The sequence below is a fragment of the Streptomyces sp. NPDC021562 genome, assembly GCF_040640875.1.
Classification (GTDB): Bacteria; Actinomycetota; Actinomycetes; order Streptomycetales; family Streptomycetaceae; genus Streptomyces.
This window is the reverse complement of the sequence record NZ_JBFACN010000019.1, coordinates 36,185-62,422: the sequence shown is the minus strand read 5'-3', so window position 1 is coordinate 62,422 and position 26,238 is coordinate 36,185. Positions and strand designations below refer to the sequence as shown.

The 26,238-nt window shown below is 73.0% G+C and carries 22 protein-coding genes; 12 read left to right on the top strand and 10 right to left on the bottom strand.

The window, feature by feature from the left end; all coding sequences use genetic code 11:
• The first annotated feature begins 42 nt into the window (after positions 1-42).
• Positions 43-777: a methyltransferase domain-containing protein gene (locus AB0G52_RS27575; RefSeq protein WP_132891024.1), complete on the top strand. Its 735-nt coding sequence runs from the start codon at positions 43-45 to the stop codon at positions 775-777.
• The gene (locus AB0G52_RS27570) at positions 774-2,351 is read left to right on the top strand and encodes an FAD-dependent oxidoreductase (RefSeq protein ID WP_361339651.1); all 1,578 of its coding nucleotides are present in this window, start codon (positions 774-776) and stop codon (positions 2,349-2,351) included. The genes AB0G52_RS27575 and AB0G52_RS27570 overlap by 4 nt, the downstream gene beginning before the upstream one ends.
• Before the next feature lie 74 nt (positions 2,352-2,425).
• On the opposite strand, the gene AB0G52_RS27565 is transcribed toward AB0G52_RS27570, so the two are convergent.
• The gene (locus tag AB0G52_RS27565; RefSeq protein WP_132891022.1) at positions 2,426-3,001 is read right to left on the bottom strand and encodes a DUF4383 domain-containing protein; all 576 of its coding nucleotides are present in this window, start codon (positions 2,999-3,001) and stop codon (positions 2,426-2,428) included.
• Between the two features lie 243 nt (positions 3,002-3,244).
• Here AB0G52_RS27565 and AB0G52_RS27560 point away from each other — a divergent pair, with 243 nt between their 5' ends.
• Positions 3,245-3,676 (top strand): SsgA family sporulation/cell division regulator, encoded by a 432-nt coding sequence (locus AB0G52_RS27560; protein WP_165939456.1) that lies wholly within the window; start codon positions 3,245-3,247, stop codon positions 3,674-3,676.
• A gap of 185 nt (positions 3,677-3,861) precedes the next feature.
• The gene (locus AB0G52_RS27555; protein ID WP_132891020.1) at positions 3,862-4,140 is read left to right on the top strand and encodes a GlsB/YeaQ/YmgE family stress response membrane protein; all 279 of its coding nucleotides are present in this window, start codon (positions 3,862-3,864) and stop codon (positions 4,138-4,140) included.
• 95 nt (positions 4,141-4,235) lie between these two features.
• Here the strand turns inward: AB0G52_RS27555 and AB0G52_RS27550 are convergent, their stop codons facing one another.
• Complete coding sequence (locus AB0G52_RS27550; protein ID WP_361339648.1) at positions 4,236-4,925, bottom strand: TetR/AcrR family transcriptional regulator; 690 nt, start codon at positions 4,923-4,925, stop codon at positions 4,236-4,238.
• Positions 4,926-5,039: 114 nt separating this feature from the next.
• Between AB0G52_RS27550 and AB0G52_RS27545 the strand changes: the two genes are divergently transcribed.
• Together AB0G52_RS27545 and AB0G52_RS27540 are read left to right on the top strand one after the other, a co-directional pair.
• Entirely contained in the window at positions 5,040-5,597 is a 558-nt protein-coding gene (locus AB0G52_RS27545) for a hypothetical protein (protein ID WP_132891019.1), read from the top strand.
• Between the two features lie 139 nt (positions 5,598-5,736).
• Positions 5,737-6,936 carry a PP2C family protein-serine/threonine phosphatase gene (locus AB0G52_RS27540; protein WP_361339845.1) on the top strand — a complete coding sequence of 400 codons (1,200 nt, stop codon included), beginning with the start codon at positions 5,737-5,739 and terminating at the stop codon, positions 6,934-6,936.
• 83 nt (positions 6,937-7,019) lie between these two features.
• Here AB0G52_RS27540 and AB0G52_RS27535 read toward each other — a convergent pair whose 3' ends face one another.
• Together AB0G52_RS27535 and AB0G52_RS27530 are read right to left on the bottom strand one after the other, a co-directional pair.
• Positions 7,020-7,775 carry an ABC transporter ATP-binding protein gene (locus AB0G52_RS27535; protein ID WP_361339645.1) on the bottom strand — a complete coding sequence of 252 codons (756 nt, stop codon included), beginning with the start codon at positions 7,773-7,775 and terminating at the stop codon, positions 7,020-7,022.
• Entirely contained in the window at positions 7,772-8,860 is a 1,089-nt protein-coding gene (locus AB0G52_RS27530) for an ABC transporter permease (RefSeq protein ID WP_361339842.1), read from the bottom strand. The genes AB0G52_RS27535 and AB0G52_RS27530 overlap by 4 nt, the downstream gene beginning before the upstream one ends.
• A 171-nt stretch (positions 8,861-9,031) precedes the next feature.
• Here AB0G52_RS27530 and AB0G52_RS27525 point away from each other — a divergent pair, with 171 nt between their 5' ends.
• Positions 9,032-10,255 (top strand): sensor histidine kinase, encoded by a 1,224-nt coding sequence (locus AB0G52_RS27525; RefSeq protein ID WP_132891017.1) that lies wholly within the window; start codon positions 9,032-9,034, stop codon positions 10,253-10,255.
• The gene (locus AB0G52_RS27520) at positions 10,252-10,887 is read left to right on the top strand and encodes a response regulator transcription factor (protein ID WP_132891016.1); all 636 of its coding nucleotides are present in this window, start codon (positions 10,252-10,254) and stop codon (positions 10,885-10,887) included. The genes AB0G52_RS27525 and AB0G52_RS27520 overlap by 4 nt, the downstream gene beginning before the upstream one ends.
• A 76-nt stretch (positions 10,888-10,963) precedes the next feature.
• Here the strand turns inward: AB0G52_RS27520 and AB0G52_RS27515 are convergent, their stop codons facing one another.
• The 3 genes from AB0G52_RS27515 to AB0G52_RS27505 all read right to left on the bottom strand — a co-directional run bounded on the left by AB0G52_RS27515 (position 10,964) and on the right by AB0G52_RS27505 (position 15,987).
• The gene (locus AB0G52_RS27515) at positions 10,964-12,919 is read right to left on the bottom strand and encodes a helix-turn-helix domain-containing protein (RefSeq protein WP_361339641.1); all 1,956 of its coding nucleotides are present in this window, start codon (positions 12,917-12,919) and stop codon (positions 10,964-10,966) included.
• A gap of 98 nt (positions 12,920-13,017) precedes the next feature.
• Positions 13,018-14,397, bottom strand: coding sequence for an MFS transporter (locus AB0G52_RS27510; RefSeq protein ID WP_361339638.1), 1,380 nt, complete (start codon positions 14,395-14,397; stop codon positions 13,018-13,020).
• 732 nt (positions 14,398-15,129) lie between these two features.
• A complete protein-coding gene (locus AB0G52_RS27505; RefSeq protein WP_361339635.1) occupies positions 15,130-15,987 on the bottom strand; it encodes a helix-turn-helix transcriptional regulator in 858 nt (285 codons plus the stop codon).
• Between the two features lie 148 nt (positions 15,988-16,135).
• On the opposite strand from AB0G52_RS27505, the gene AB0G52_RS27500 reads away from it, so the two are divergent.
• Entirely contained in the window at positions 16,136-17,044 is a 909-nt protein-coding gene (locus AB0G52_RS27500) for an NAD-dependent epimerase/dehydratase family protein (RefSeq protein ID WP_361339632.1), read from the top strand.
• 445 nt (positions 17,045-17,489) lie between these two features.
• Here AB0G52_RS27500 and AB0G52_RS27495 read toward each other — a convergent pair whose 3' ends face one another.
• Positions 17,490-18,293 (bottom strand): 3-hydroxybutyrate dehydrogenase, encoded by an 804-nt coding sequence (locus AB0G52_RS27495; protein WP_361339629.1) that lies wholly within the window; start codon positions 18,291-18,293, stop codon positions 17,490-17,492.
• A 211-nt stretch (positions 18,294-18,504) separates the two neighbouring features.
• Between AB0G52_RS27495 and ppdK the strand changes: the two genes are divergently transcribed.
• The gene (gene ppdK / locus AB0G52_RS27490) at positions 18,505-21,204 is read left to right on the top strand and encodes a pyruvate, phosphate dikinase (RefSeq protein WP_361339626.1); all 2,700 of its coding nucleotides are present in this window, start codon (positions 18,505-18,507) and stop codon (positions 21,202-21,204) included.
• Between the two features lie 177 nt (positions 21,205-21,381).
• Entirely contained in the window at positions 21,382-22,266 is an 885-nt protein-coding gene (locus AB0G52_RS27485) for a universal stress protein (protein ID WP_361339623.1), read from the top strand.
• A 36-nt stretch (positions 22,267-22,302) separates the two neighbouring features.
• On the opposite strand, the gene AB0G52_RS27480 is transcribed toward AB0G52_RS27485, so the two are convergent.
• On the bottom strand, positions 22,303-23,328 hold the full coding sequence (locus tag AB0G52_RS27480; protein ID WP_132891007.1) for a 6-phosphofructokinase: 1,026 nt from the start codon (positions 23,326-23,328) through the stop codon (positions 22,303-22,305).
• A gap of 229 nt (positions 23,329-23,557) precedes the next feature.
• Between AB0G52_RS27480 and AB0G52_RS27475 the strand changes: the two genes are divergently transcribed.
• Positions 23,558-24,463, top strand: coding sequence for a universal stress protein (locus AB0G52_RS27475; RefSeq protein WP_361339620.1), 906 nt, complete (start codon positions 23,558-23,560; stop codon positions 24,461-24,463).
• Between the two features lie 116 nt (positions 24,464-24,579).
• On the opposite strand, the gene AB0G52_RS27470 is transcribed toward AB0G52_RS27475, so the two are convergent.
• Complete coding sequence (locus tag AB0G52_RS27470; protein ID WP_361339617.1) at positions 24,580-26,163, bottom strand: MFS transporter; 1,584 nt, start codon at positions 26,161-26,163, stop codon at positions 24,580-24,582.
• Positions 26,164-26,238 lie beyond the last annotated feature (75 nt).

Genomic DNA, 26,238 nt, shown 5'->3' with positions numbered 1-26,238 from the left:
TTCCCCCCGCTTCCCTGCCCGACGACCTCTTACGGAGATGGCATGCCCGTGTTGCGCGACGCCGAGCTGGCGACCGCGTTCGACCACGCCGCCCGGAGCTACGACACCCTCGTGGCGGCGAATCCCGGTTACCACGCCCACCTGCGCCGCTCCGCGCGGCGCCTCGGCCTGGCCGGCCGCGGCCCGGCCCCCAGGGTGCTCGACCTCGGCTGCGGCACCGGCGCCTCGACGGCGGCCCTGGCCGCCGTCCTGCCCGGCGCCGACATCACCGCCGTCGACGCGTCGGCAGGCATGCTGCGACGCGCGGCCCGGCGGCCCTGGACGACGCCGGTGCGCTTCGTGCAGTCGCCGGTGGAGCGGCTGGCCGCGGCCGGCGTACGCGGACCGTTCGACGCGGTCTTCGCCGCCTACCTGCTGCGCAACACCGCCGATCCGGACGCGGTGCTCGCCCAGGCCCACCGGCTGCTGGCGCCGGGCGGCCGGCTGGCGGTGCACGAGTACGCGCTGAGCGGGCGGGCGGCGCACCGGGCGGTGTGGAACGCGGTGTGCGGCGGGTTCGTCCTGCCGGTCGCCACGCTCCTCGGCGACGGAACGCTCTACCGGCACCTGCGGCACAGCGTCCTCTCCTTCGACACGGCCGGACAGCTCGCCCGGCGGGTGGAGCGGGCGGGCTTCGAACGGGTACGGGTGCTGCCGCTGCCCGGCTGGCAGGCCGGCATCACCCACACCGTCGTCGCCCGCCGCCCGTTCACCGCCGACGGGGAGGCGGCACGATGACCGGACCGCGCCGTCCCTCCTCCCCGGCCGCCGCCCACGGCCCCCGCCCCGGCCGGGACCGGCTGGCCCGGCTGCTCCCCGCACCGCCCGGCGCCGCCCGCGCACAGGAGTCAACCGCGCCACGCGTGGCGGTCGTCGGCGGTGGCATCGCCGGGCTGACGGCGGCCACCGCGCTCGCCGAGCGCGGGGTGCGGGTCACCGTCCTGGAGCGCGACGCGCAACTCGGCGGCAGGCTGGCCGGATGGTCCACGCGGCTGGCCGACGGCACGACGGTGACGATGAGCCGGGGCTTCCACGCGTTCTTCCGGCAGTACTACAACCTGCGGGCCCTGCTGCGCCGCACCGATCCGGTCCTGGACCGCCTCACCCGGCTGCCCGACTACCCGCTGCGGCACGGCAGCGGCCGGCAGGACAGCTTCCGGCACGTGCCGCGCACCCCTCCGCTGAGCGCGCTCGGATTCGTGGCGCTGAGCGAGTCGTTCGGCATGCGGGACCTGGTCCGGATGCACCCGCGTGCGGCGCTGCCGCTGCTCGACGTGCGGGTGCCGGAGGTGTACGAGCGGCTCGACCACGTCAGCGCCTACGACTTCCTGGAGGAGATCCGCTTCCCGGCGGCAGCCCGGCACCTGGCCTTCGAGGTGTTCTCCCGCAGCTTCTTCGCCGATCCCCGGACGCTGTCGGCGGCGGAGATGGCGCTCATGTTCCACATCTACTTCCTGGGCTCGGCGGAGGGCCTGCTGTTCGACGTGCCCAGGGAACCGTTCCCGCAGGCGCTGTGGGACCCGATCGCCGCACGTCTGGAACGGCTCCGCGCGCGCGTGCGCACGAACACGCCGGTGGAGGGTGTCAGCGTCCTGCCGTCCGGCGGCTACGGCGTGACCACCGCGAGCGGCGAGGAGTCGTACGACGGGGTCGTGCTCGCCCTCGACCCGGCGGGGCTGCGGGCCCTGGTGGGCCGGTGCGGCGACCTCGGGGACGCCGAGTGGCGCGAGCGCGTGGCGCGGCTGCGTACCGCTCCGCCCTTCCTGGTGTCCCGCCTGTGGCTGGACCGGCCCGTGCGCGCGGACCGGCCGGGCTTCCTCGGCACCAGCGGCTACGGGGCGCTGGACAACGTCAGCGTGCTCAGTGCCTGGGAGGGCGAGGCGGCCCGGTGGGCGGCCCGCACCGGCGGCTCGGTCGTCGAGCTGCACGCCTACGCCGTGCCCGAGGACGTCGGTCCCGGCCGGGAGGCCACTCAGAAGGAGCTGCTCGGCCAGCTGCACCGGATCTACCCCGAGACGGCCCGTTCGCGGGTGGTGGACGCCCGTCACGAGTGGCGGGCCGACTGCCCCCTGTTCGCGGTGGGCGGCCACGCCGACCGGCCCACGGTCACCACCCCCACCCCCGGCCTGGTCGTCGCGGGCGACACGGTCCGCACCGGCCTGCCGGTGGCCCTGATGGAACGGGCCGCCACGAGCGGCTTCCTCGCGGCCAACGCACTGCTGGGCCGTTGGGGCCTGCGCGGCCACGAGCTGTGGACCGTCCCCGGCCGGGGCCGCCTCGGGGTCCTGCGCCGGGCAGCGGCCCTGGCGTAGGACGCCGTTGCGGGAAGATGCGCCGGAATGCTCCGGCGGATCTTCCCGACGGTTCCGCGGCCGGGCTCCCGGGTTCAGCCGCCCGGCCGGGGAGCACCGGCCGGGAGACCGCCGGCAGCGTCCCGCACCGGGGTCAGGGCCGCCCGGGCCCGTTCCCGGCGCCGGGCGGCCAGGGACTCCCGCGCCGCCTGCCGCGGGTGGCGGCGGCGCCAGTACGGGTTGTCGTGCGTGAGCCCGCCCGTGACCCGGCCGTACATCCCGAAGGTGAGGATGAGCAGCCCCATGACGAACGTGAAGAGGACGTTGGTCATGCCGAAGTCGAGGATGTTGGCGCTCCGGTCCAGGACGAGGAGGTGGCCGAAGCCGCTCAGCAGGAACAGTGTCCCGACGGCCATGTTCAACGTGGACGCGAAGTTCCCGCCCACCACGGCGCCGCCCACCAGCAGCAGCCCGAAGAGGACGGAGATCAGACTGAGCAGCCCGTTCGTCGACATGCCGGCGATACGGGCGCCGTCCGTGCCGAAGGGGCTGAGTTCGTCGGCGAAGCCGAGACAGCCGAACACCAGCAGAACGGCGCCGCACAGCCCGGCGCCGTACCGGTAGACCGTGGCCAGCCTGTGATCCACCGGCCATTCGTCGCGAAGCCTCATGACACATCCCTTCCGATGCGTGCCAGGCCCCCCAGGGCCGCGCGGGCACGAGTCGCCCGCCGGCCGTCTCACCGTCACTTCCGGCGGCGCCCCCGCGTCGGATGCACCCCACCGGTCCGCGGCCTCTCCCGCGCCCGCGACACGCGCCGGCCGACCGCATCCATCGGCCGCCCCCGCGCGGAAGTGGGTATGCGGGGCTTCACGCAGGGCGAAGCCCACGACCCACCCCAACCGGGAGGCGCCATGCACTCCACCGGCCGGAGCAGGCGTCTGCACACCGACCTGACCATCGAGCTGGTCATCAGCGACGCGGAAGCAGTGCGGCTCGACGTCAGGTTCAGCTACGACACGGCGGACCCGTTCGCCGTACGCCTGGACCTGCCCGGCGGTCCCGGGGCCGCCGCGCCCTGGCTGTTCTCCCGGGACCTGCTGTACACGGGCCTGGGCGCGCCGGTCGGCGAGGGCAGCGTGCGGGTCTGGCCGCCGTGCCCCTGCCACGGACCGACCACGGTGCGCGTCCTGCTGCGCGGCATGGGCACGGCCGCCGTGCTGTACATACCGGCCGGCCCGTTCGAAGACTGGCTGGCCGAGACGTTCCGGGCGGTACCGGCGGGAACGGAAGGCGCGTACCTGGACTGGGACGCCGTCGTGGCGGAACTGCTGCGCCGCGGGTGACCGGTGAGGCCGGGCGGGCGAGTCGTGAACCCTCCGGAGAGGACACCGGATTGACCCGGCGTCACGTCTTCGCACCACGCGGCACCGGCGACGGACGGCCGTGATCCGGATGAGACGTTTGTTCGGGCGTAATCGGTGCACACGATGAGCTGACACAGCCCTTATTCGAGGAAGCGAGACGCAACATGGGCATCATCGCGTGGATCATCATCGGCCTGCTCGCCGGCGCCATCGCCAAGGCCTTGATGCCGGGCAAGGACCCGGGCGGCATCATCGTCACCATGCTCATCGGCATCGTCGGCGGCCTTCTCGGCGGCTGGCTCGGCAAGGTGATCTTCGGTGTCGACTCCATCGACGGGTTCTTCCACCTGTCCACCTGGATAGCGGCCATCGTCGGCTCCCTCATCCTGCTGGCCCTTTACCGCCTCATCACCGGTAACCGGCACTCGCACCGCCACGCGTAGCCCGTCGAGGGCATACGCCGACGCGACCTGAACAGCTCCCTCCCTGGTTCACGGGGCGGGAGCTGTCAGCGTGTACGGCGGCAGCCGGCCCGCGGCTAGGAACCGGACGGGGAGCATTCGATGCCGGAGACCGTCGCGGCCGGCGCGGGCGCCCGGTGGGAGCCGGAGGCGGCGTCCTCGTCGAGCCCGCGGGCGGTGTGGATCCGCAGCAGCCCTTCGATGCCGCGCAGCAGGGTCTCACCGGCGAGGACGGGATCGCCGAGGTAGCCGGCGCTCATCGCGCCGTCACGGAGCATGACGAAGTGCCGCCCGGCGTGCTCGGCCTGAGCGACCGTGATCTCGGCGAACAGTCCGGTGATCGTCCGAAGGAACCACTCCCGGTGCGCCACGACCGCACGGTGGACCGGGTGGCCGGGATCGGGGAATTCCGCCGCCGCGTGGAGGAAGGCGCATCCGCGATACCCCGGCGAGCCGATCTGCTCGACCAGTGACGCACCGATGCCCCGCAGGATGCCTTCGGCGGGCAGGTCCGCGGCCGACAAGGAACCGATCTGGGCGCGGACCGCGTGGTCGACGCTTGCGATGTAGGCGACCGCAAGGTCCTCTTTGCTGCGGAAGTGGCGGTAGAAGGTGGCGTTGGTGACCTTTGACTCGGCGACCAGACGGTCGACGCCCACCGTGTGGATGCCTTCCGTGTAGAAGAGCTGCCCGGCGGTCCGCAGGAGCCGCTCCCGCGCCTCGGAGACCCGCTTGCCGGTGCCTGTGCCGGCTTCCGTCCTCGTCATGTCCCCATCCTAGCGGGTAGAACGCTCTCTCTTGTGTTCGCGGAGCGGCTGTGCCAGGCTGCGGCGAAGACAAGAGAGAACGTTCTCTCTACGTGAATCCCGCTGGAGGATCCCATGACGTCCACCGTCTCCGCCGAGCCCCTCGGCGCCACGCCGGCCCTGCGCCGGCTGTACGCCGTCCGCTTCGTCTTCGCCCTCGCGTGGGCCGCCCTCCTGTGGGCGCTCGGCTCGGAACTCACCGTCGCGGCCAGGCTGCTGCTGTTCCTCTACCCCGCCTTCGACGTGGCCGCTGCCGTCGTCGACGCCAGGTCGGCGCGCGCCGCCGGGCCGGCCAAGGGTCTGTACGCCAACATGGCGGTCAGCGCGCTCGCCGCCGTCGGCGTGGCGGTCGCCGGCGCGTCGGGCGTCGCCGGAGTGCTGGGCGTCTGGGGCGCGTGGGCGGTCGTCTCCGGCCTCATACAGCTCCTGGTGGGCGTCGCGCGCCGGCCGATGGGCGGCCAGTGGGCCATGATCCTCAGCGGCGGTATCTCCGTGCTCGCCGGGGCGTCCTTCATCCGGAGCGCCACACAGGACACCCCTTCGCTGACCGCGCTCGCCGGCTACGCCACTCTCGGCGGGATCTTCTTCCTCGTCTCCGCGATCCGCCTGCCCCGTCCGGCCCCCGGGAACTGAGCAGCCCCTGGCCGTGCCGGGATCCCGTACCCCGGCCCGGTCGCACTCGGGTCCGGGGGCCGGCCGGCTGGAATCCGAGGGGTGACGCATCTGTGGCCCGCCAGCGGGAATCCGGGTGGTGGACTGGGAGGTGCCTGTGCTGGACGGTGAGAGCCTGCGCCTGGACGAGGTGCTGCGGGCGGCGGAGGACGCCGCGCCGGTGGAGTCGGTCGACGTGGTGGCCCGGAACCTGGAGAAGAGGTTCTCGGCGAGCGAGGTGTCGTTCTGGCTCGTGGACATGCTCGGGCAGGAAGCCGTCCGGCTGCCCAGGGCCGGTACCGCCGCGCAGACACGGGGCAGGACGGAGACCCTCGAACTGGCCGGCAGTGTCCACGACCGGGTGCTGCGCTCGCAACGTCTGCACCAGGAGCCGGACGAGGAGGGCGGCTGGCGGCTGGTGGCCCCGGTGACCAACCGCGGCGACTGCATCGGCGTCCTGGACCTGACCGTACCCACAGCCGATGACACGGTGCGGGAGGCGGTGGCCGAGGCGGCCCATGCCCTCGCGTACATCGTGGTCACCGACCGCCGCTTCACCGACCTCTACCACTGGGGACGGCGCACCACCACCATGAGCCTGGCCGCGGAGATCCAACACCAGCTGCTGCCCACGGCGTCCTGCTGCGAGGCCGCCCAGTTCACGCTGGTCGGCGGCCTGGCCCCGGCCGACGACATCGGCGGCGACACCTACGACTACGCCCTCGACCAGGACGCCCTCTACCTGTCGATCACCGACGCGATGGGCCACGACACGGCCTCCGCGCTGCTGGCCACACTGACCGTGAACGCCCTGCGCGGCGCCCGCCGCGCCGGACGCGGCCTCCTCGACCAGGCCTACGCCGCCCACCAGGCGATCACCAGCCACGGTCGCGGCATGACCACCGGTCAGCTCCTGCGCGTCCAGCTGGATAACGGTGCCTGCGAGCTGGTCAACGCCGGCCACCCCTGGCCGCTGCGGCTGCGCGGCGAACGGGTGGAGGAGGTGCCCCTCACCGTGAACATGCCGTTCGGCGTGCCCGCCCCGGTGACCTACCAGGTGCAGCGGCTTGCCCTGGAGCCGGGTGACCGCGTCATCCTCCTCACCGACGGCATGCGGGAACGCGACGCCGCCAAGGTCGACCTTCCCGCCCTCGTCCACGCCACCCGGAAGGAACACCCCCGTGAAGTGGTCCGGGCCCTGACCTCCGCGGTGCACGACAGCTGCGGAGGGTCGTTGCGCGACGATGCCACCACGATGGTCCTCGACTGGCACGGCAGCCGTACCGGACAGCGTCACACCGACGGCGGCTCCAACTCCTGACCCCCGCCGGTGGCCCGGTGCAACGGGACGCACACCGCGGACAGGCCGCGCGACGCACTGGGCGGCTGACGCCGAGACCTTCCTCAGGCCCTTCCAGAGGGCCGGGCGGCGCTGCCTCCTGTCCTCGGGCGGCCCTCCGCGTCCGGGCGGTGCGCACGGGCGGCCCGGGCCGGGACGGTCAGCCTTCCGTCGTGGATCTCGGCGACGCGGTCGGCGGCGCCGAGGTGGGTGCGGTCGTGCGTCACCAGGACCGTGGCGGTGGCCTGCCGACGTGTCAGGCGCCTGATCAACTCGATGACGGCGGCGCCCCGTTCGTGGTCGAGGGCGCTGGTGGGTTCGTCGACCAGCAGGATCCCGGGGTCGTTCATCAGGGCGCGGACGATGTTGACCCGTTGGCGCTGCCCGCCGGAGAGCTGGTGCGGGCGACGGTGGGCGTGCTCGGCGAGCCCGACGGCGTCCAGGAGCTCCATCGCCCGCGCACGGGCCGTCTTCGGTGCTCGCCCGTCGAGGTGCGCCATGACCTGAAGCTGCTCGGCGGCGGTGAGTGAAGGCAGCAGGTTGGGCTGCTGGAAGACGATACCGACGCCGCGGCGACGCAGTTCGGCCAGTTCACCACGGGAGAGACCTGCGGTAGGGGTGCCGTCGACGCACACGGTGCCGGCGTCGGGGACGGTGAGGGTCGCGGCGACGGCCAGCAGACTGGACTTGCCCGACCCGGACGGGCCGACCACGGCGGTCACACTGCCTCGCGGCACGTCCAGACAGACGTGGTCCAGGGCGGTCAGCCGGGAGTCGCCGTCGGGATAGGTGAGGGTGACGTCGGTCAGGGTCAGACTCATCGGACGCTCCCGAGGGCGGTCAGCGGGTCGACGGACGTGATGCGGCGGACAGACAGCGCGGCTCCGGCAGATCCGAGCAGGATCGTCACCGCCGCCGGCACCAGTGCGGTGGCGGGGTCCAGGACGAAGGGCACGGTGGAACCGGAGACGCCCGCGCCGATCGCGGCGGCGATCGCGGTGCCGACCGCGGCACCGCCCGTGAGCAGGACGGCGGCCTGGCCCAGGGCGTCTCTCAGCAGCGCGGCGGTGGGCGCGCCGAGCGCCTTCAGCACGGCGATGTCACCGCTGCGCTGGACGGTCCACACGGTGAAGAAGGCGCCGACGACCAGTGCGGAGATCGCGAAGAGGAAGCCCCGCATCAACTGGAGGGAACCGTTCTCGGAGGGGTAGGACCCGATCGCGGACAACGAGTCCTCCTTGGTGACGGTCTCGGTGCCGGCCGCCCGGTCGGCGGCGCGGATGCCGGCGCGGGACGTGGTGTTCAGGGCGATGACGGTCGCGAACGGCGGTTCGCCGTCGCCTGTCGGTGCCGCGGTCCTGTGCCAGACCCGCAGGTCGGTCCAGATGACGGGGGAGTGACTGAAGTACGCGTCGCCGCGCACGGCGGCGACCGTCAGGAGCCGTCCCGCGAGGCTGAACCTGTCGCCCGGCGTCAGACCGAGGGCATCGGCGGCGGGTACCGAGAGCACCGCGGTGCGGTCACCGAGCCTGCCGCCCTCCGGTGCGAGAGGCGCACCGCTTCGCACCCCGAAGACGCCGACCCCGGTGCTGCGGTCCGCCGTCGTGGCCCTGGTGACGGTGATGCCGAGCGGTTCCGCACCGCTGACACCGGCTGCCCGGTGCCAGCGCCGCCACTGCCCCTCGGTGACGGCGGAGTCGGAGTAGGACAGGCCTTGGCCGCCGGGTGGCGCGGCGAAGGCGATCCGGTCGGCGGGCAGGGACGTGATGGCGGACACGTTCCGCTGCCCCAGTCCGGCGGTCAGCCCGGACAACAGCCCGACCAGCGCGGTGATCAGCACGATGACGGTTCCCATCAGGGCGAAGCGCCCCTTGGCGAACCGCAGGTCTCTCCAGGCGACGTACAAGGCCTCTGTCCCGTCCTCTTCCAGCGGTGCAACGGTCACCTCCACCGTCGCCGCCGTGCCCCAGCCGGGACATCTGGCGCAGGAGGTCACTTCGCGTGCCGGAAGACGGTGGTGGGCTTGTAACTTTCGGCAGAGGCGAGGGCCGACGGCCCTGTCTACCCTGGAGGCACCGTGAACGCCACCGCCCCCTCCCTGCCCCCGACCGCCCGCGCCCTGACGTGGTGCCTGCACCTGCTGGTCATGGCGCTGCTCGCCCTGGTCGGGGTCCGTGCCGCCGCCGGCGGTGCGGCGCACCACGCGGCGGCGGTCGTCGCCGTGGCGGTGCTGTGCGCGCTGGCCTACGCGACCGGCCCGCTGCTGCTTCGGCTGCGCCGCTCGCGGCGGGCCGCCGCGGGGTGGCTGGCCGTCGTGAGCGCGCTCTGGGCGGTGCTCCTGGCGATCTCCGCCGACGCGGTCTGGGTCGCCTTCCCGCTCTACTTCCTCCAGCTGCACCTGCTGCCGCGCCAGGCCGGCCGCGTCGCGGTGGCGGGCACCGCGGCCCTGGCCTGCGCCGGTTTCGCGGCCCACCACGGTTCCTTCAGTCCGGCCATGGCCATCGGCCCGGCGCTCGGCGCTGCCGTCGCCACAGCCGTGGTGTGGGGGTACCAGGCCCTCTACCGGGAGAGCGAAGGCCGCCGCCGGCTGCTGGAGGAACTCACCAGCACGCGCGCCGACCTCGCCGCCGCCCAGCACACCGCCGGCGTCCTGGCCGAACGCGAACGCCTGGCCCGCGAGATCCACGACACCCTGGCCCAGGGCCTGACCAGCATCCAGTTGCTGCTGCGCGCGGCGGAACGCTCCCTCCCGGGGCGGCCCGACGCCGCCGCCAAGCACGTGGAACAGGCCCGTCAGGCCGCGGTGGACAACCTCGCCGAGGTCCGTCGGTTCGTAGCCGCACTCACCCCGCCCGCTCTGCAGGACACCAGTCTGGCGGGCGCCCTGGAACGCCTGTGCACCACCACCGGCGCCCGGCACGAGCTGTCCGCGAGCTTCCGGCTCACCGGCGACCCCGTACCGCTGTCGACCACGCAGGAAGTGGCGCTGCTGCGCATCGCCCAGTCCGCCATCGCGAACACCGTGCGCCACGCCCGGGCCGGCACCGCGGACATCACCCTCACGTACGCCGATGGCCATGTCGTCCTCGGCGTCACCGACGACGGCATCGGCTTCGATCCGGGCCGTCCACCCGCGGCGGATCCGGAAAGCGGCGGCTTCGGCCTGGCAGCCATGCACGCCCGCGCGCAGTCCCTCGGCGGAACCCTGGCCGTGGCGTCGGCCCTCGGCGGCGGTACGACGCTGACCGCGCGGCTGCCCCTGACCCCGGTCACCGGCCCCGAACTAGGGAGCGGTCGGTGACCGGCACCGACGTCCGCCTCCTCGTGGCCGACGACCATCCCGTCGTCAGAGCCGGGCTGCGTGCCGTACTGGAGACCGAACCCGGTCTCGTCGTGGTGGCCGAGGCCGCCACCGCGGAGGATGCCGTCGCCCGCGCCGCCCGCGGTGACATCGACGTCGTCCTCATGGACCTGCAGTTCGGCAGGGGCATGGGCGGAGCCGAAGCCACCGCCGCCATCACCGCACGCCCCGGCGCCCCCCGTGTCCTGATCGTCACCACCTACGACTCCGACGCCGACACCCTGCCCGCCATCGAGGCCGGTGCCACCGGCTACCTCCTCAAGGACGCTCCGCCCGAGGACCTGGCGGCCGCCGTCCGGACGGCCGCCGCCGGACGCACCACTCTCGCCCCCGCGGTCGCCGAGCGGCTCATGAGCCGGCTGCGGACACCGGGCACCTCCCTGACGCCGCGGGAGACGGAAGTGCTGGCCCTCGTCGCCCGGGGCCTGTCGAACCAGGCCGTCGCCGGACGCCTCCACCTCACCGAGGGAACCGTCAAGTCCCATCTCGCCCGCAGCTACGCCAAACTCGGCGTCGACTCACGCACCGCGGCCGTCGCCGCCGCCACCGCCCTCGGACTCATCCGCCGCTGACCGGCGCACCTTTCGCGAGCGTTTCTCTGCCGGTCCCCGTCCCGTCACCGCGGCCTACGCGTGCCGGCTGCGGGCGTCAGTCGCCCGACAGAAGGTGAAGGCGCAGGGCCAGTTGGAGTTCCAGTGACTGTTCGGGGGTGTTCCAGTCCGGGCCGAGCAGCGCCTGGATCCGGTCCAGGCGCTGCACGACCGTGTTCACGTGCACGTGCAGCGCCTCCTTGGCCCGGGTCAGGCTCCTGCCGCAGTCGAAGTAGGCCCGCAGGGTGCTGACCAGTTGGGTGCCGCGCTGGGCGTCGTAGTCCAGCAGTGGTCCCAACGTCGCGGTGACGAACCCGTCCACGTCGTGGAGGTCACCCAACAGCACGCCCAGAAAACCCAGTTCGGCGACGCTCGCGCCCTGCCCGTCGCGACCGAGCGCGTGCAGGGCCCGCAGGCAGCGCACGGCCTCGGCGTGTCCGTCGGCGATGGCCCGCGGCCCGGCGGCCGGCCCCGCCCCGGCCACCGTGACCGGAACGCCGGTCAGCCGGCCGAGCTGCCCGGCCGCGCCGCGGGCCGCCTCCCCCGGACCGGTGCCGTCGCACGGGAGCAGCAGCACCACGGCGCCTTCGTGCTCGGCGCTGACGCCGCCACCCCCGAACAGGTACTGCACAGCCGCGTCCGCGAGCCGTCCGCGGGCCGCGTCGCCGGTGCGGGCGACGAGCAGCAGGTGGGGGCGGTCGAGGTGGAAGCCGAGGCGACGGCCGCGGGTCACCAGGCCGGCCGGGTCGCGGTCGGGCGCGGTGAGCAGATCGGTGATCAGATCGCCGCGTACGCGGTTCTCGGTCTCCGCGACCGAACGTCTCAACAGGAGCAGCAGCGAGGTCACGACGCTGCTGCGTTCGAACAGACGCCGGTCGGGGCCGTCGAGATCCGGCCGCCCGGACAGCACCAGGCAGCCCAGCAGTTCCTGCCCCGCCAGCACCGCGCACACCCAGCGCCCGTCACGGAAGACCGCGTGGGCGGCCGCACGTGAGCTCTCCGCCGCGGCGACCAGCGCCGCGGCCTCCTCCTCCGTGCCACCGGCGTCCCCCGGCTCCCCGGCGAACGCGCCACCGTGCACGGCGACCGAGGTGAGCGGCCATCCGGAGCCGTCGTGGACCGCGACGTCCCCCTTCAGCAGACCTGCCACCGCGGCGGCCACGTCCTGGAGTTCACCGCCGCGCAGCACCAGGTCGGTGAGCCGGTCATGCGCTTCCTCGGCACGCTGCATCGCCACGGAGTGCTCACGGATCACCGCGTTGGCCTCCGCGAGTTCGGCCATGGCCACCCGCGCGTCCGTCATCGACTTGGCGGTGTCGATGGCGATGGCGGCATGGTCGGCCAGCGAGCACAGCAGGGCGACCTCGTCCGGGGCGAACGTGCGGGGCGTGCGGTCCGCGGCGAACAGCGCGCCGATGACCTGGCCGCCGCTTCCCGACCCCAGCAGCAGCGGCACGCCGAGAATCGCCACCAGGCCCTCGTCCAGGACCCCGGCGTCGATGCTGCCCGTGTGCACGAAGCGGTCGTCGGTGCGGTAGTCGGGGGAGGCGTAGGGGCGCGCGGTCTGCGCGACCAGACCACCCAGGCCCTCCCCGAGCTCCAGGCGCAGGTTCTGGAACAGCTCCGACACCGAGCCGTCCGTGACGCGCATGTAGGTGTCCCCGGCCTCCTCGTCGGGCAGCGTGAGGTACGCGGTGTCGGTGCCCAGGAGCATCCGGGCGCGCCGGACGATGGAGCGCAGCACGGCGTCGAGGTCGCGCAGCGCCGCGAGATCACCGGCGGTGTCGAAGAGCGCGGTCAGCTCTGCCTCCCGGCGCCGGTGCTGCCGCAGCGTGGTCTGCACGCGCAGCGCCGCCTCGGTGGCCCGCTCGACCTCCGCGAGATCCCCGGCCCCGGCCCCGCTGTCGCGGGCCTGGGCCGCGACGGCACCGAGGTCCTCGGCCGGGGCTCCGGCGGCGAGGAGTTCGAGCAGTCGGCGCAGATGGCGGGTGACGGAAGCGGCTTCATGCGGCACGGGCGGGCAACCCTTGCGTCGTGGGTGAGCTTGGGGGATCAGCGTAGGGGCGAACAGGGAAGGCCGTGCCCCCGAGGGCCGGACCGGGACGGCGGGCGTCAGGCGGACGCGGCCGTCTTCCGGTCCCTGGCGGCCCCCGTCGCCGAGTCGTCCGGCTCGATCGCGGCCAGGTCCCGGCCCCGGGTCTCCCGTGCGGCGGCGACGGCCGTCACGGTGATCAGGGCGGCCAGTGCGACGTACACCGAGACGGGAGTGGAGGTGCCGTAGGAGCCGAGCAGGGCCGTCGCGATCAGCGGGGCCGGGGCGCCGGCCGCCACCGAGGACAGCTGGGCTCCGATGGAGGCCCCGGTGTAGCGCATCCGGGTGGCGAACAGTTCGGAGAAGAACGCCGCCTGGGGCGCGTACATGGCGCTGTGGAAGATGAGCCCCACCGTGACGGCCAGGACCAGCGCGGGGAACGACCTGGTGTCGAGCAGGGCGAAGAAGGCCCACGACCACAGGCCCACGCCGACCGCACCCACGAGGTACACGGGCTTGCGCCCGACCCGGTCGGAGAGCGCGCCGAACAACGGGATGAGGCAGAACTGCACGGCCGAGCCGATCAGTACCGCGTTCAGCGACGTCTGCTTGTCGATGCCCAGGTGATCGACGCAGTAGGTGAGGACGAACGCGGTGATGACGTAGTACGAGATGTTCTCGGCCATGCGAGCGCCCATCGCGACCAGGATGTCCCGCCAGTGGTCGCGTACGACCGCGACGAACGGCAGCTGCTCGGCCCGCTGTTCCGCCTTGCGCTGCTCGGCCTTGGCCAGCGCCTCCTTGAACAACGGGGACTCGTCGACGGACAGCCGGATCCACAGGCCGATCATGACCAGTACGGCGGAGAGCAGGAACGGCACCCGCCACCCCCATGAGTCGAACGCGTCGTCGCTGAGCACGGTGGTCATCAGGGAGAGCACTCCGACGGCGACCAGGTTGCCGGCCGGTGCGCCGCCCTGTGGCCAGGACGCCCAGAATCCGCGCCGCTTCGCATCGCCGTGTTCGGACACCAGCAGCACCGCGCCGCCCCACTCGCCGCCCAGGGCGAAGCCCTGGACGAGACGCAGGACGGTCAGCAGCACGGGAGCGGCGACGCCGATCGTGTCGTAGCCGGGGACGCAGCCGATGAGGGCGGTGGACAGCCCCATCATCAGCAGGCTGATCACCAGCAGCTTCTTGCGGCCGAGCCGGTCGCCGAAGTGACCGAAGACGACGGCGCCGATCGGACGGGCGGCGAAGCCGATGGAGTAGGTGAGGAAGGACAGCAGGGTGCCGGTCAGCGGGTCCGACTCGGGGAAGAAGACGCGGCCGAAGACCAGGGCGGCGGCCGAGCCGTAGAGGAAGTAGTCGTACCACTCGATGGTGGTCCCGATGAGGCTGGCGGCGACGATGCGCCTGAGGCCGGCGGGGGGCGGGGGAGCGGTGGTTCCGGAGGCCATGCGCGCCACTTCCTTGTGTGCGGTGGGGACGGGTACGTTCGGCACACCGTAGAAACATGCAGGTCAGGCGCACATGTGGGAGGGCAACATAGTTCGGGGCACGGCTATGCGTGCGACCACCATGTCGGCTCGCGGAAGGACGTTTCAGGGCCTCGCAGTTGGTCGAAACGATTGCCGTCCGGGATACGTAGTTCGAGGTGACGACGCGAATCGGTTCGGCCGTGTCGAACGCCGGCGGCGTGGCAGGCAGAGTCAGGACGGCGACGCCTTCGACTGGCAGCTGAACCGCGCCTCTTGCACTGCTGCTCGGCCCTCCGACCCCGCAACGCGGTGGACCCCATCCCGCTGCGGGGTCGCCGGCCCACTACAACGCTTGGGACGAGCCCGCACGGGCCCTGCTCGCCGACGAGGCCTGCGAGGCGCACCGGCTGCTGGAGACGGGCGGCCTTCGCGGGCGGACCGTGGTCATGTTCTGACGATGAGGTCCGGGCGCGGCCCGGCGCTTGCACCGTTGGATGGAATCTCGGTTCATCCCTTCGCGCCCGGCCTTCAACCGCGTCGGCGATGTGCGTCGTACGGCGCGACGCGGAAGGATCGGGGGCCGCGAGATCCGCCGGAGTCCTCTCTGCGGAGCACTGGCGCATGCGCTGACCCGCGGGAGCGTCAGCGTCGCCGGGTCGGTCTGTCGGTGGGTGGTTCGGGCCGGCCTGATGGCCCGGCTGGCGAGGGATGTCAGCCGGATACGTCCATCCGCTGGGTGCCGATCACCTTCAGGAGCCGGAGGGCCTGGTCGGCGTTGGAGCCGGGGTCGGCGGTGAAGATCACGAGCTGCTGGTCGCGGTCCGGGACGCTGAGGATCTGGAAGTCCAGCTCGACGGGACCCACCTGCGGATGGTGCAGGACCTGCCTGGCGTGGTGATCGACCTGTACCTCCTGGGCGTGCCACATCCGGGCGAAGGCCGGGCTGCCGACCTGGAGTTCGGCGATGAGCGCGCGGAGTTCGGCGTCGTCGGGGTAGCGGGTGGTGGCGAGCCGCAGGAAGCTGACGGCGTTGGCCGCCAGCCGCTGGTCGTCGGTGATCAGCGGGGCGTCGCCGGTGATGCCGCCGGGTGCGGGCAGGAAGATGCGCCGCAACACATTGCGGTCGGTGTGCGGGAGCGTGGAGAAGTCGCCGAGCAGCGCCGCGGCCATCGGGTTCCAGGCGATGACCTGGCAGGTGTCGTCGACCACCAGGGCGGGGAGGTCGGCCAGGCGGTCCAGCAGCGCGGTGGTGGCGGGGGCGACCTCGCGGGCGGGCCGCCTTCCTCGGTCGTGTTCGCGTTCGCCGGCGAGCGCGAACAGATGGGCGCGTTCCTGGTCGGACAGCCGTAGCGCGCGGGCGATGCCATGGAGTACCTGGCGGGAGGGTTGGCGTCCGCGGGCCTGCTCCAGTCGGCTGTAGTGGTCGGTGGAGATGTGGGCGAGTTGGGCGACCTCCTCCCGTCGCAGACCGGGGGTACGGCGGCGGGACCCGCCCGGGAGTCCGACGTCCTGCGGCCGGATCAGTTCTCGCCTGCTGCGCAGGAACGCCGCCAGTGCCCGTTTGTCCACGCCCCTACGGTATCCACTGGTCCGGACTGCCTGGGGGGCGCAGCCATGGACCGATGGTCCCTGGATACGACCCGTGGCGCGCACAAGGCTGAGGAACGGGCGGCCATCCGGTCCGGCGCCGCCCGTCGACTGATCAAGGGGCAAGGACATGCGGATCTTTCTCACCGGCGGTAGCGGCTACCTCGGCGGTGTGCTCACAGAGCATCTGATCGCGGCAGGCCACCGGGTGAGCGCGCTGGCACGATCGGATGCGGCTCGCGCCCGCGTCACCGGCCTGGGCGCCGACGCTGTGGCGGGCGACCTCGCCGACGTCGACACGCTCCGTGTGGCCGCCGGCCAGGCCGATGCCGTCGTGCATGCGGCGGTGGACTTCACCGACCCCGCCATGCGCGAGGTGGAGCAGGAGGCGCTGGCGGCCATGCTCGCCGGCCTCAAGCCCGGCCGCCGGTTCATCTACACCAGCACCGGTCTGGTCTATCCCGACCTTCCCGGTATACCCGCGAACGAGGATGTCTCCGCGGATCTCCGACAGTCGCCGCAGCCGTACAAGGTGCTGGGAGAGCGTCAGGTGCTGGCTGCTGACGGCCCGGCGGTGACAGTGATCCGCGCGGCCCTGATCTACGGCCGAGGCGGCTCCGCCCTGCTCCAGGGCATGATCGCGAGCGCACGGGAGAGGGGCGTCGCCCTCTACCTCGACGACGGCGCCAACCCGTGGAGTTCAGTCCACGTGGACGACCTCGCCCGCCTCTACCTCGCCGCCCTGACCCGGCCCGAACCCGGCCTGATCGTCAACGCCGCCGCACCCGACCAGGCGACGATGCGCCAGATCGCCGAGGCGGTGGCCCATACGGCGGGCGGCCGCGCTCAGTCCATCCCCGTCGAGCAGGGCCGCGAACTTCTCGGCCCGCTGGCCGACCTGCTGACCCGTTCCGCCGCGATGACCGCCACCCGGGCCGAGCGGCTCATGGACTGGAAGCCGGAGGAGCCGAGCCTCCTCGACGACCTCCGCACCGGCTCCTACGCCGCCCCATCACCTTGGTCCTCACCGACCCGGTGAATCTGCAGCGTACGTTCGCCTCGATCCCGCTGACCGAGGGCGAGGGCGGCGCAGTCGAGGACGGGCACCGCCATGGACGCGCTGCTCGCTGCGTGCGCTGAGCCGGACTCGCCAGGACGACGACGCGCACCAAGGAGCCCGGAGAGTACGGAGGGAACCTGCCTGGAGCACGGCAATCGAGGCTCACACAGGAGCGGACTGTCGCTCCGCGTCGACGGAGGCTCGACCGCCGACGGGCCGACATCGACCAGTCCACGTACCACCGCGCGCCCGAGGAGCAGTGGCAGATCATCGCGCTCTGACGCCCCTGACGGCGGGCCCGTGCTTCACTGTTCGGCGCGCCGAGGGCCACGCCGGGAGCGTCCGGGACGCAGGCGCCCGGTCACCCCGGTGCCGGTCCTCGCTGGGAGCCGGCCCCGCCGGACGCGCACGGGCGAACGGGGCTTCAGTGGGCCGTCCAGCCTCCGTCCAGGGGGATCGAGCTGCCGGTGACGTAACCGCTGCGTTCGGTGCACAGCCACAGCGCGGCCTCGGCGACCTCGGCCGGCTCGATCAGCCGCTTGATCGCCGTGCGTTCCAGGAACACCTGGTCCATCACCTCCGCCGCGCGGATGCCGTGGGCGAGCGCCTGATCGGCGATCTGCTCCTCGACCAGCGGCGTGCGGACGTAGCCGGGATTGATGCAATTGCTGGTCACGCCGTGGGCGGCGCCCTCCAGGGCGACCACCTTGCTCAGGCCCTCCAGCGCGTGCTTCGCCGTGACGTACGCCGACTTGTAGGCGCTGGCCCGCAGACCGTGCACCGAGGAGATGTTGACGACCCTGCCCCAGTGGTGCGCGTACATGTGGGGCAGCGTGCGGCGCAGGATGCGGAACGGAGCCTCCACCATGACGCGTTGGATCAGGGTGAAGCGCTCCGGCGGGAACTCGTGCACCGGGGCGACGTGTTGCAGACCCGCGTTGTTGACCACGATGTCGGCGTCGTCCGGCAGCGCGTCCACCGCCGCGGCCTGGGAGAGGTCGGCCACGACGGCGACACCGTCGATCGCCGCGGCCACCTCCTTGGCGGCCTCGGCGGCCCGGTCCACCACGTAGACCTCGGCGCCGGCCGCGGCGAAGCCCTCGGCGCAGGCCCGGCCGATCCCGCCGGCCGCACCGGTGACCAGGACCTTGCGGCCGGCGAGAAACCGGCTCGAGGCCAGACTGGGATGCTGGGGCGAGCCCTCGTGGGGGTCCTTGGTGCTGTCCATGCCCCCACACGCTAGGGAGGCCCCGCGCGGTGAAACATGTGGGTCCACCACACATTTTCGACCTCCGGGACGGCCGTCACCGCCATGTGCCCCAGCGGCATCGCCGACGCACCGCACCGGGGCCGTTCGGCCCTGGGGAGGGGACGGACAGCACCTGCCCGGCGGGGCCTGTCCCGTCCGACGCTGAAGGCGAGCCGAGGAGGGCCACGTCATGGTCCGTTACGTGTACGACTTCCACGAGGGCCGCCGTGACATGGCGGACCTGCTGGGCGGCAAGGGCGCGAACCTCGCCGAGATGACCCGGCTCGGCCTGCCGGTCCCGCCGGGATTCACCGTCATCACGGACGCCTGCCGCGCTTTCCTCGCCTCCGGTGAGGAACCGGAGGGCATGGCGGCCGAGGTCTCCCGGCACCTGACCGCGCTGGAACGCTCCGCCGGGCGCCGGCTCGGACAGCCGGACGATCCGCTGCTGGTGTCCGTCCGGTCGGGGGCCCGCTTCTCCATGCCCGGCATGATGGAGACCGTCCTGGACATCGGCCTCAACGACGACTCCGTCCTCGGTCTCGCCAAGGCCTCAGGCAGCGACCGCTTCGCCTGGGACTCCTACCGTCGCCTCGTCCAGATGTTCGGCAGCACGGTCATGGGCGTCGACGCCACCCGATTCGACGAGGCCATGGGCCGCCTGAAGGCGTCCCGCGACGCCCCCGACGACCTGCACCTGGACGCGAACGACCTCGCCGGGCTGGTCGAGACGTACAAGCAGCTGATCCTCGACGACACCGGCCGGGCGTTCCCCTCGTCCCCCGCCGAGCAACTGCGCCTCGCCGTCCTCGCCGTGTTCCGGTCCTGGAACGGCGAGCGCGCCCGGCTCTACCGCCGTCGCGAGCACATCCCCGACGATCTCGGGACGGCGGTCACCGTGCAGCGCATGGTGTACGGCAACCTGGGCGCCGACTCGGGCAGCGGAGTCGCCTTCACCCGCGACCCGGCCACCGGCCGGCCCGGGCTGTACGGCGACTACCTGGCCGACGCCCAGGGTGAGGACGTCGTCGCCGGCATCCGCAACACGGTGCCGCTGTCCGAACTGGCGCGGCTGGACCCGGTCTCGTACCGGCGGCTGCGCGACAACGCGGGAGTCCTGGAACGGCACTACCGCGACCTGTGCGACATCGAGTTCACCATCGAACGCGGCACCTTGTGGATGCTCCAGACCCGGGTCGGCAAGCGCACCGCCGAGGCCGCCTTCGCCATAGCCGCCGAGCTGGTGGAGGAAGGACAGATCACGGCGGAGGAGGCACTGACCCGGGTCGGCGGGGACGGCCTGGCCCGCCTGATGTTCCCGCGGTTCGACACCGGCGCCGCCGGCCGGACGCTCGCCCAGGGTCTCCCAGCCTCCCCGGGCGCCGCGGTCGGCGCGGCGGTGTTCGACTCCGCCGAGGCGGTACGGCGCGCCGCCGCCGGCGAGAAGGTCGTCCTCGTCCGCCAGGAGACCACCCCCGACGACCTGCCCGGCATGGTCGCCGCCGAGGCCGTGCTGACCAGCCGGGGCGGCAGGACCAGCCACGCGGCCGTCGTCGCCCGGGGGATGGGCACGGTGTGCGTCTGCGGTGCGGAGGAGGTCACCGTGGACACCGCGGCCCGGCACTTCACCACCGGCGACGGCACCCTCGTCGAGGAGGGCGCGGTCATCTCGGTGGACGGCTCCACGGGAGCCGTGTACGCCGGCGCGGTCCCGCTGGTCGCCTCCGCGGTGATGCGGTACCTGGAGACCGGCGAGCAGTCCGGCTGCCTGGTGGCCGCCGTGGCACGCGCCCTCGCACAGGCCGACGCGGTACGGCGGCTGGAGGTGCGGGCCAATGCCGACACCCCCGAGGACGCCCGGCGCGCCCGCCGGTTCGGCGCGCAGGGCATCGGGCTGTGCCGGACCGAGCACATGTTCCTCGGCGAGCGCCGCGAACTCATCGAGGAGATGATCCTGGCCGACGACGACACCGAACGCGAGCGTGCGCTGGCGGCCCTGCTGCCGCTCCAACGGCAGGACTTCGCCGGCATCCTCGACGCGATGGACGGCCTGCCCGTCACGATCCGGCTGCTGGACCCCCCGCTGCACGAGTTCCTGCCGGACCGCACCCGGCTCGCGGTACGCGTCGGCGCCGCCGAGGCCCGCGGCGAGCAGCCGGACGCACGCGAGCTCGCATTGCTCGCCGCGGTGAACCGCATGCACGAGGAGAACCCGATGCTCGGCCTGCGTGGTGTCCGCCTGGGTCTGGTCGTTCCCGGGCTCGTGGCCATGCAGGTGCGGGCGATCGCCGAAGCGGTCGTGGCACGCACCAGGGCCGGGGGATCGCCACTGGCGGAGATCATGGTGCCGCTCGTCGGCGCCGTCGAGGAACTGCGCATCGAGCGGGAGGAAGTGGAGCGGGTCCTCGCCGAGGTCTCCCGCGAGGCGGGTCTGCCCGTACGGTGCCCGGTCGGCACCATGATCGAGCTGCCCCGCGCCGCGCTCACCGCCGGCCGGATCGCCGAGGAGGCCGAGTTCTTCTCCTTCGGCACCAACGACCTCACCCAGACCACCTGGGGCTTCTCCCGCGACGACGTGGAGGCGGCCTTCTTCTCCGCCTACCTGGACAAGGGCGTCTTCGCCGCCTCGCCCTTCGAGACGATCGACCGGGACGGCGTGGGCCGGCTCGTCCGCATCGCCGTCGACGAGGGGCGCGCCGCACGCCCCGACCTGACCGTCGGCGTCTGCGGCGAACACGGCGGCGACCCCGCCTCCGTCCACTTCTTCCACGCCGTCGGACTCGACTACGTCTCCTGCTCGCCGTTCCGGGTCCCCGTGGCCCGGCTGGAGGCAGGCCGGGCCGCACTGCAGGTGCAGACCTCCGGGGCGAGACCGGCGGGAGCGCGGTGAGCCGGGGCCTCGTCAGCCGGCGGTTCCCGGGTGCCGGCCAGGGCAGCGGGTTCACCGTCCGGCCGCCGGGGCGCGCACTCGCCAGAGCCGAGCGGGCGAACGACCCGTCTGCCGGGACTTTCGCAGTGGAACAGTGGAGGAGTGCGTGAACGGGTCCCGTGGCCGAAGGAGGACACGATGAGTCACCCCGTGCTGGCCGGCGTCGACGGATCCGAGCCCAGCCTCGTCGCGGCCGAGTGGGCGGCACGGGAAGCGGGGCTGCGGGGTGTCGCCCTGCACCTCGTGCACGCCGCGCCGCCCCTGCCGGGCGACACGGTTCCCCACCAGGCCGGGGAGACGCTGCGCCGCGTGGGCGAAGGCATCGTCCAGGGGGCGGTCGCGCACCTCGGCGCCCGCCACCCGCAACTGCCCGTGCACGGCTCGCAGAGCAGCGCGGCGCCGGCGGAGACTCTGCTGTCCGCGGCGCACGATGCCGGGCTGCTCGTGGTCGGGGCACGGGGCTCGGGCGGCTTCGACGGCCTCGCGGTCGGCTCGGTGGCCCTTCGGGTGGCGGCCGAGGCCGAGCGGCCCGTGGTCGTGGTGCCGGGATCCCGGCCCGGCGGCTTCGGCGAGGGCGCACGCCCGGCGGGCGCCGTTTCTCAGGTCGTGGTGGGTCTCGACGCGTACCGCCCGGTCGACGCGGTGGTGGACTTCGCGTTCGTGGCGGCCCGGACGCGCGGCGCGACGCTCCGCGCGGTGCAGGCCTGGGCCCTTCCCGCCGAGTCCGTGTCGCCCCGGACGCTGTTCGTGACCGAGGAGGACCGTGCCACATGGGAGGACCAGGAGGTCCTGAGGCTGTCCGATGCGCTGCGGACCTGGCAGGAGAAGTATCCGGAGGTGACGGTCCGCGCCGACGTCGTGCTCCTCCATCCCGCGCAGGCGCTCGTGAACATGTCACGGAGAGCCGGAGCCGACCTGCTGGTCGTGGGCCGGGGCGGCGGCGAGGGCCGGCTGGGGCCTGTCACGCACGCCGTGCTGCACCACGCCGACCGCCCGGTGGCGGTCGTACCGCACCCGGCCTGACGCCTGACGGGGACCGGTCGGGGAACCCCGTCGGAGTCAGCCGAAGAACACCCCGAACTCGTCGTACAGCGCCGGGTCGACCGTCCTGGTCTTCGCCTCGGCGCCCGGGATGGGGACCCGTACGATCCGGGTGCCGCTCAGGGCGACCATGGTCCCGAAGGCGCCGTCCTTGACCGCGTCGACGGCGTGCAGTCCGAAGCGGGTGGCCAGCCACCGGTCGAAGGCACTGGGCGTGCCGCCGCGCTGGACGTGCCCGAGCACCGTCGTGCGGGCGTCCGTGCCGGTGCGCTGAGAGATCTCCCGGGCCAGCCAGTCGCCGATCCCGGACAGCCGCACATGGCCGTACTCGTCCAGCGACCGGTCCTTGAGGATCATCTGTCCCTCCTTGGGCACGGCTCCCTCGGCGGTGACGACGATCGGCGCGTAGTGGAACTCGAAGCGGTGCCTCACCCACGCGCACACCTGGTCGATGTCGAACGGCCGTTCCGGTATGAGGATCACGTTGGCGCCCCCCGCGACACCGGCGTGCAGGGCGATCCAGCCGGAGTGCCGCCCCATCACCTCCACCACCAGGGTGCGCATGTGCGACTCGGCGGTGGTGTGCAGGCGGTCGATGGCCTCGGTCGCGATGCCCACGGCGGTGTCGAAGCCGAAGGTGTAGTCGGTGCCGGGCACGTCGTTGTCGATCGTCTTGGGCACGCCGACGACGGGGATCCCCTGGCGGTCCAGCTCGGCGGCCACCCCGAGGGTGTCCTCACCGCCGATCGCGACGAGGGCGTCGATGCCGTGTGCGGCGAGCGTGTCCCGGATCCGGCGCACGCCGTCCTGGTGCTTGAACGGGTTGGTGCGGGACGAGCCGAGGATGGTCCCGCCGCGCGGCAGGATGCCCCGCACCTCGGGGACGCCCAGCGGCACCACACGCCCCGTGAGCGCACCCAGCCAGCCGTCCCGCAGGCCGGCGAACTCGAAGCCGTACTCCTGGACGCCCTTGCGGACGACGCTGCGGATCACGGCGTTGAGCCCGGGACAGTCACCGCCGCCGGTCAGTACTCCCACCTTCATGGTTCCCTCCCCACTTCCGTGCGCGGGTGAGGTGCTTCGTCGATCGTGAGATCCATTCTGAGCGACGGCGCCCACGCCGGCGACTCGCTCCGGTCCGGCCGTCGGGAGACGTCCGGCCCCCGCCTCGCGGAGGGCCGGTCGGGCCCCGAACGGACCGGGTGGCCCCTGATGCGGCCGGCGCCGAGGCGGCACGCTGATGTCGGAACCCTCGCACCGGGAGGTGGGCACCATGTCCCGCACCGTCACCGTCGGCCTCGACGACTCGCCCGAAGGCAGGGCGGCAGCCGAGTGGGCGGCTCGCGAAGCGCTGCTGCGAAACCTGCCGCTGAAGATCGTGCACGCCCAGGAGCCGACGCCCAGGTACCTGGCCCGTAGCCCGCTGCTGGACCTCGACGGTTACCGGCAATGGGCTCAGCGGCTGACACAGGAGTCCGCGGAAGGCATCCGGCTGCGTCATCCGGGCATCGAGGTGATCACCGAGCAGCTCACGGGGACCGTGGCCGACGTCCTGTGCGAGGCGGCGGGCTTTGCCGAACTGCTGGTCCTCGGCTCCCGGGCGCTCGGCGCGGCGCGGGGTTTCATGGTCGGCTCGGTGAGTCTGGGCGTCGTGGCCCGTGCGGAGCGTCCGGTGGTGCTGGTGCGCGCGCTGGAGCAGGCCGCCGACGAGCACATGATGGACCCGGCGGGCGTGCCGTCCGCCGCGGCGCCCTTCCGGCCGGTCGTGCTCGGCCTCGACATCGAGCGTCCGGACGACACGCTGCTGGAGTTCGCCTTCGACGCGGCCGCTCGCCGGAAAGCTGCTCTACGGGCCGTCCACGCCTGGCCCGAACCGCCCACCTCCTTCCACCGCTTCCCCGGCGACGCCGAACTCCAGGACACGCTCGAACGCGGCCAGGCCTCCCTTCTGAGCAAGGCACTGCGTCCCTGGCGGGAGAAGTTCCCGGACGTCGAGGTGATCGAGGCGAGCCGATGCGGCAGCGCCGCGCAGGTCCTCGTGAGCGACTCCCGTGACGCCTCTCTGGTCGTCGTCGGCCGGCGCATCCGCACCGGCTCGTTCGGCACCCACATCGGCCATGTCACGCACTGCGCCCTGCACCACGTGGCCGCCCCTGTGGCGGTCGTCGCACACGGCTGAGCCGCCACGACCGGTTCCTGGTGACGCGGAAGCCGGGGGCACAGAGCGGAGCACGCGCCGGTCAGTACGGGGTGACGGGGCCGGTGCCGGCCGGGGGTGACGGCCCGGCCCGGCCCCTACGCCTCGCCGGCGTCCCCTCGCGTGCGGAGGCCGAGGGCCGCGAGGGCGGCGCCGACCAGGGCGAGGACGCCGGTGACGAGGACGGCGGTGTGGACGCCGTTCATGAAGGCGGTGTGGCTGCCCTCCACCACGGCGGCCCTCAGCTGTGCCGGCATCTTCCCGGAGACCGGGGCGACGCCCATCGCCACCGCGTCCTTCGCCTCGTCCAGGCGGGCGGCGACCGGGTGCGGTACCCCGGCGTCGGCCAGTGAGCCGCCGAGGGTGGCGCCGACGCGGCTGCTGATGAGGGAGACCAGCACGGAGGTGCCGAGCGCGCCGCCGACCTGGAGCGAGGTGGCCTGGAGGCCGCCCGCGATGCCGCCGTCCTGGACGGGGGCGTTGCCGACGATCGCGTCGGAGGACGCGGACATCACCATGCCGACGCCGAGGCCGAGCGCGACGAAGGGCGGCCACAGGGTGTGGTACGACGAGTCGGCGCTCCACGCGAGCATCGTGAACGCGGCGCCGGCCTGGAGCACCATCCCGAGCGGCATGGTCAGGCGCGGACCGAACCTCTCGGTGAGCTTCGCACCGAGCGGCGAGGCCAGCATGGAGGCGAGGCTGAGCGGCAGGGTGCGCACACCGGCCTGGACGGGGGTGAAGCCGCGCACGTTCTGCAGGTACAGCATCACGAAGAAGATCATGCCGAGCAGGACGAAGAAGTTCAGCGCGGTGACGACCGTGCCGACGGTCAGGGCCGGGTTGCGGAACAGGCGCATGGGCAGGAGCGGGTGCGCGACACGGGTCTCGTACCAGCCGAAGAGGACCAGGACGACGACGCCCCCGCCGATCGCGCCGAGCGTGCCGGCCGAGGCCCAGCCCCACGTCTCGCCCTTGACGACGCCGAAGACGACGGCGAGCAGTCCGAGGGCGAGCAGTACGACACCGGGCACGTCGAACATCTCGCCCGCCGCGGCCTCGTTCCTGGACTGCGGCAGGACCAGCAGGCTGAAGAGGAGGGCGATGACGCCGATGGGGGCGTTGATGTAGAAGACGGACTCCCAGCTGACGTGCTCGATGAGCAGTCCGCCGACGATCGGGCCGAGGGCGGTGGACACGGACGAGACCATCGCCCAGATGCCGACCGCCATGCCGAACTTCCGCGGCGGGAACACCGCCCGGAGCAGTGCGAGCGTGTTGGGCATGAGCATCGCACCGAACGCGCCCTGCACGGCGCGGAAGGCGATGACGCCCTCGATCGATCCGGCGAGCCCGATCGCGACGGACGCGGCCGTGAACCCGACGACGCCGACGAGGTAGAGGGTGCGGCGCCCGAAGCGGTCGCCGAGTTTGCCGCCGAGGATGAGAGTGGCGGCGAGGGCGAGCAGGTAGGAGTTGGTGACCCACTGCAGTTCGGGAGTGGTGGCGTGCAGGTCGCGGGCGATCTCGGCGTTGGCGATCGAGACCACCGAGCCGTCGAGACCCACCATGAACAGGCCGAGCGCGACGGCGACGAGCGTCAGCCATGGGTTGGCGCGGGGACCGCCGGCACCGGGGTCGGATACGGACGCGGGCGCTGCGGGGGCAGCGGTGACAGACACGTGTGAGACGTCCTTGAGACGTTGGCGCGCCTCTGGCGGCGCGTGGACAGACAGGGGGAAGCCGCCCGGCCCCGC

Bases quoted from the DNA above. Each gene is read 5' to 3' on its own strand.
- AB0G52_RS27560 (WP_165939456.1), top strand. From the start codon at position 3,245: ATGCACTCCACCGGCCGGAGCAGGCGTCTGCACACCGACCTGACCATC.
- AB0G52_RS27565 (WP_132891022.1), bottom strand. From the start codon at position 3,001: ATGAGGCTTCGCGACGAATGGCCGGTGGATCACAGGCTGGCCACGGTC.
- AB0G52_RS27500 (WP_361339632.1), top strand. From the start codon at position 16,136: ATGCGGATCTTTCTCACCGGCGGTAGCGGCTACCTCGGCGGTGTGCTC.
- AB0G52_RS27535 (WP_361339645.1), bottom strand. From the start codon at position 7,775: ATGAGTCTGACCCTGACCGACGTCACCCTCACCTATCCCGACGGCGAC.
- AB0G52_RS27545 (WP_132891019.1), top strand. From the start codon at position 5,040: ATGACGTCCACCGTCTCCGCCGAGCCCCTCGGCGCCACGCCGGCCCTG.
- AB0G52_RS27495 (WP_361339629.1), bottom strand. From the start codon at position 18,293: ATGGACAGCACCAAGGACCCCCACGAGGGCTCGCCCCAGCATCCCAGT.
- AB0G52_RS27570 (WP_361339651.1), top strand. From the start codon at position 774: ATGACCGGACCGCGCCGTCCCTCCTCCCCGGCCGCCGCCCACGGCCCC.
- AB0G52_RS27575 (WP_132891024.1), top strand. From the start codon at position 43: ATGCCCGTGTTGCGCGACGCCGAGCTGGCGACCGCGTTCGACCACGCC.
- AB0G52_RS27485 (WP_361339623.1), top strand. From the start codon at position 21,382: ATGAGTCACCCCGTGCTGGCCGGCGTCGACGGATCCGAGCCCAGCCTC.
- AB0G52_RS27550 (WP_361339648.1), bottom strand. From the start codon at position 4,925: ATGACGAGGACGGAAGCCGGCACAGGCACCGGCAAGCGGGTCTCCGAG.
- AB0G52_RS27475 (WP_361339620.1), top strand. From the start codon at position 23,558: ATGTCCCGCACCGTCACCGTCGGCCTCGACGACTCGCCCGAAGGCAGG.
- ppdK (WP_361339626.1), top strand. From the start codon at position 18,505: ATGGTCCGTTACGTGTACGACTTCCACGAGGGCCGCCGTGACATGGCG.
- AB0G52_RS27555 (WP_132891020.1), top strand. From the start codon at position 3,862: ATGGGCATCATCGCGTGGATCATCATCGGCCTGCTCGCCGGCGCCATC.
- AB0G52_RS27510 (WP_361339638.1), bottom strand. From the start codon at position 14,397: ATGGCCTCCGGAACCACCGCTCCCCCGCCCCCCGCCGGCCTCAGGCGC.
- AB0G52_RS27480 (WP_132891007.1), bottom strand. From the start codon at position 23,328: ATGAAGGTGGGAGTACTGACCGGCGGCGGTGACTGTCCCGGGCTCAAC.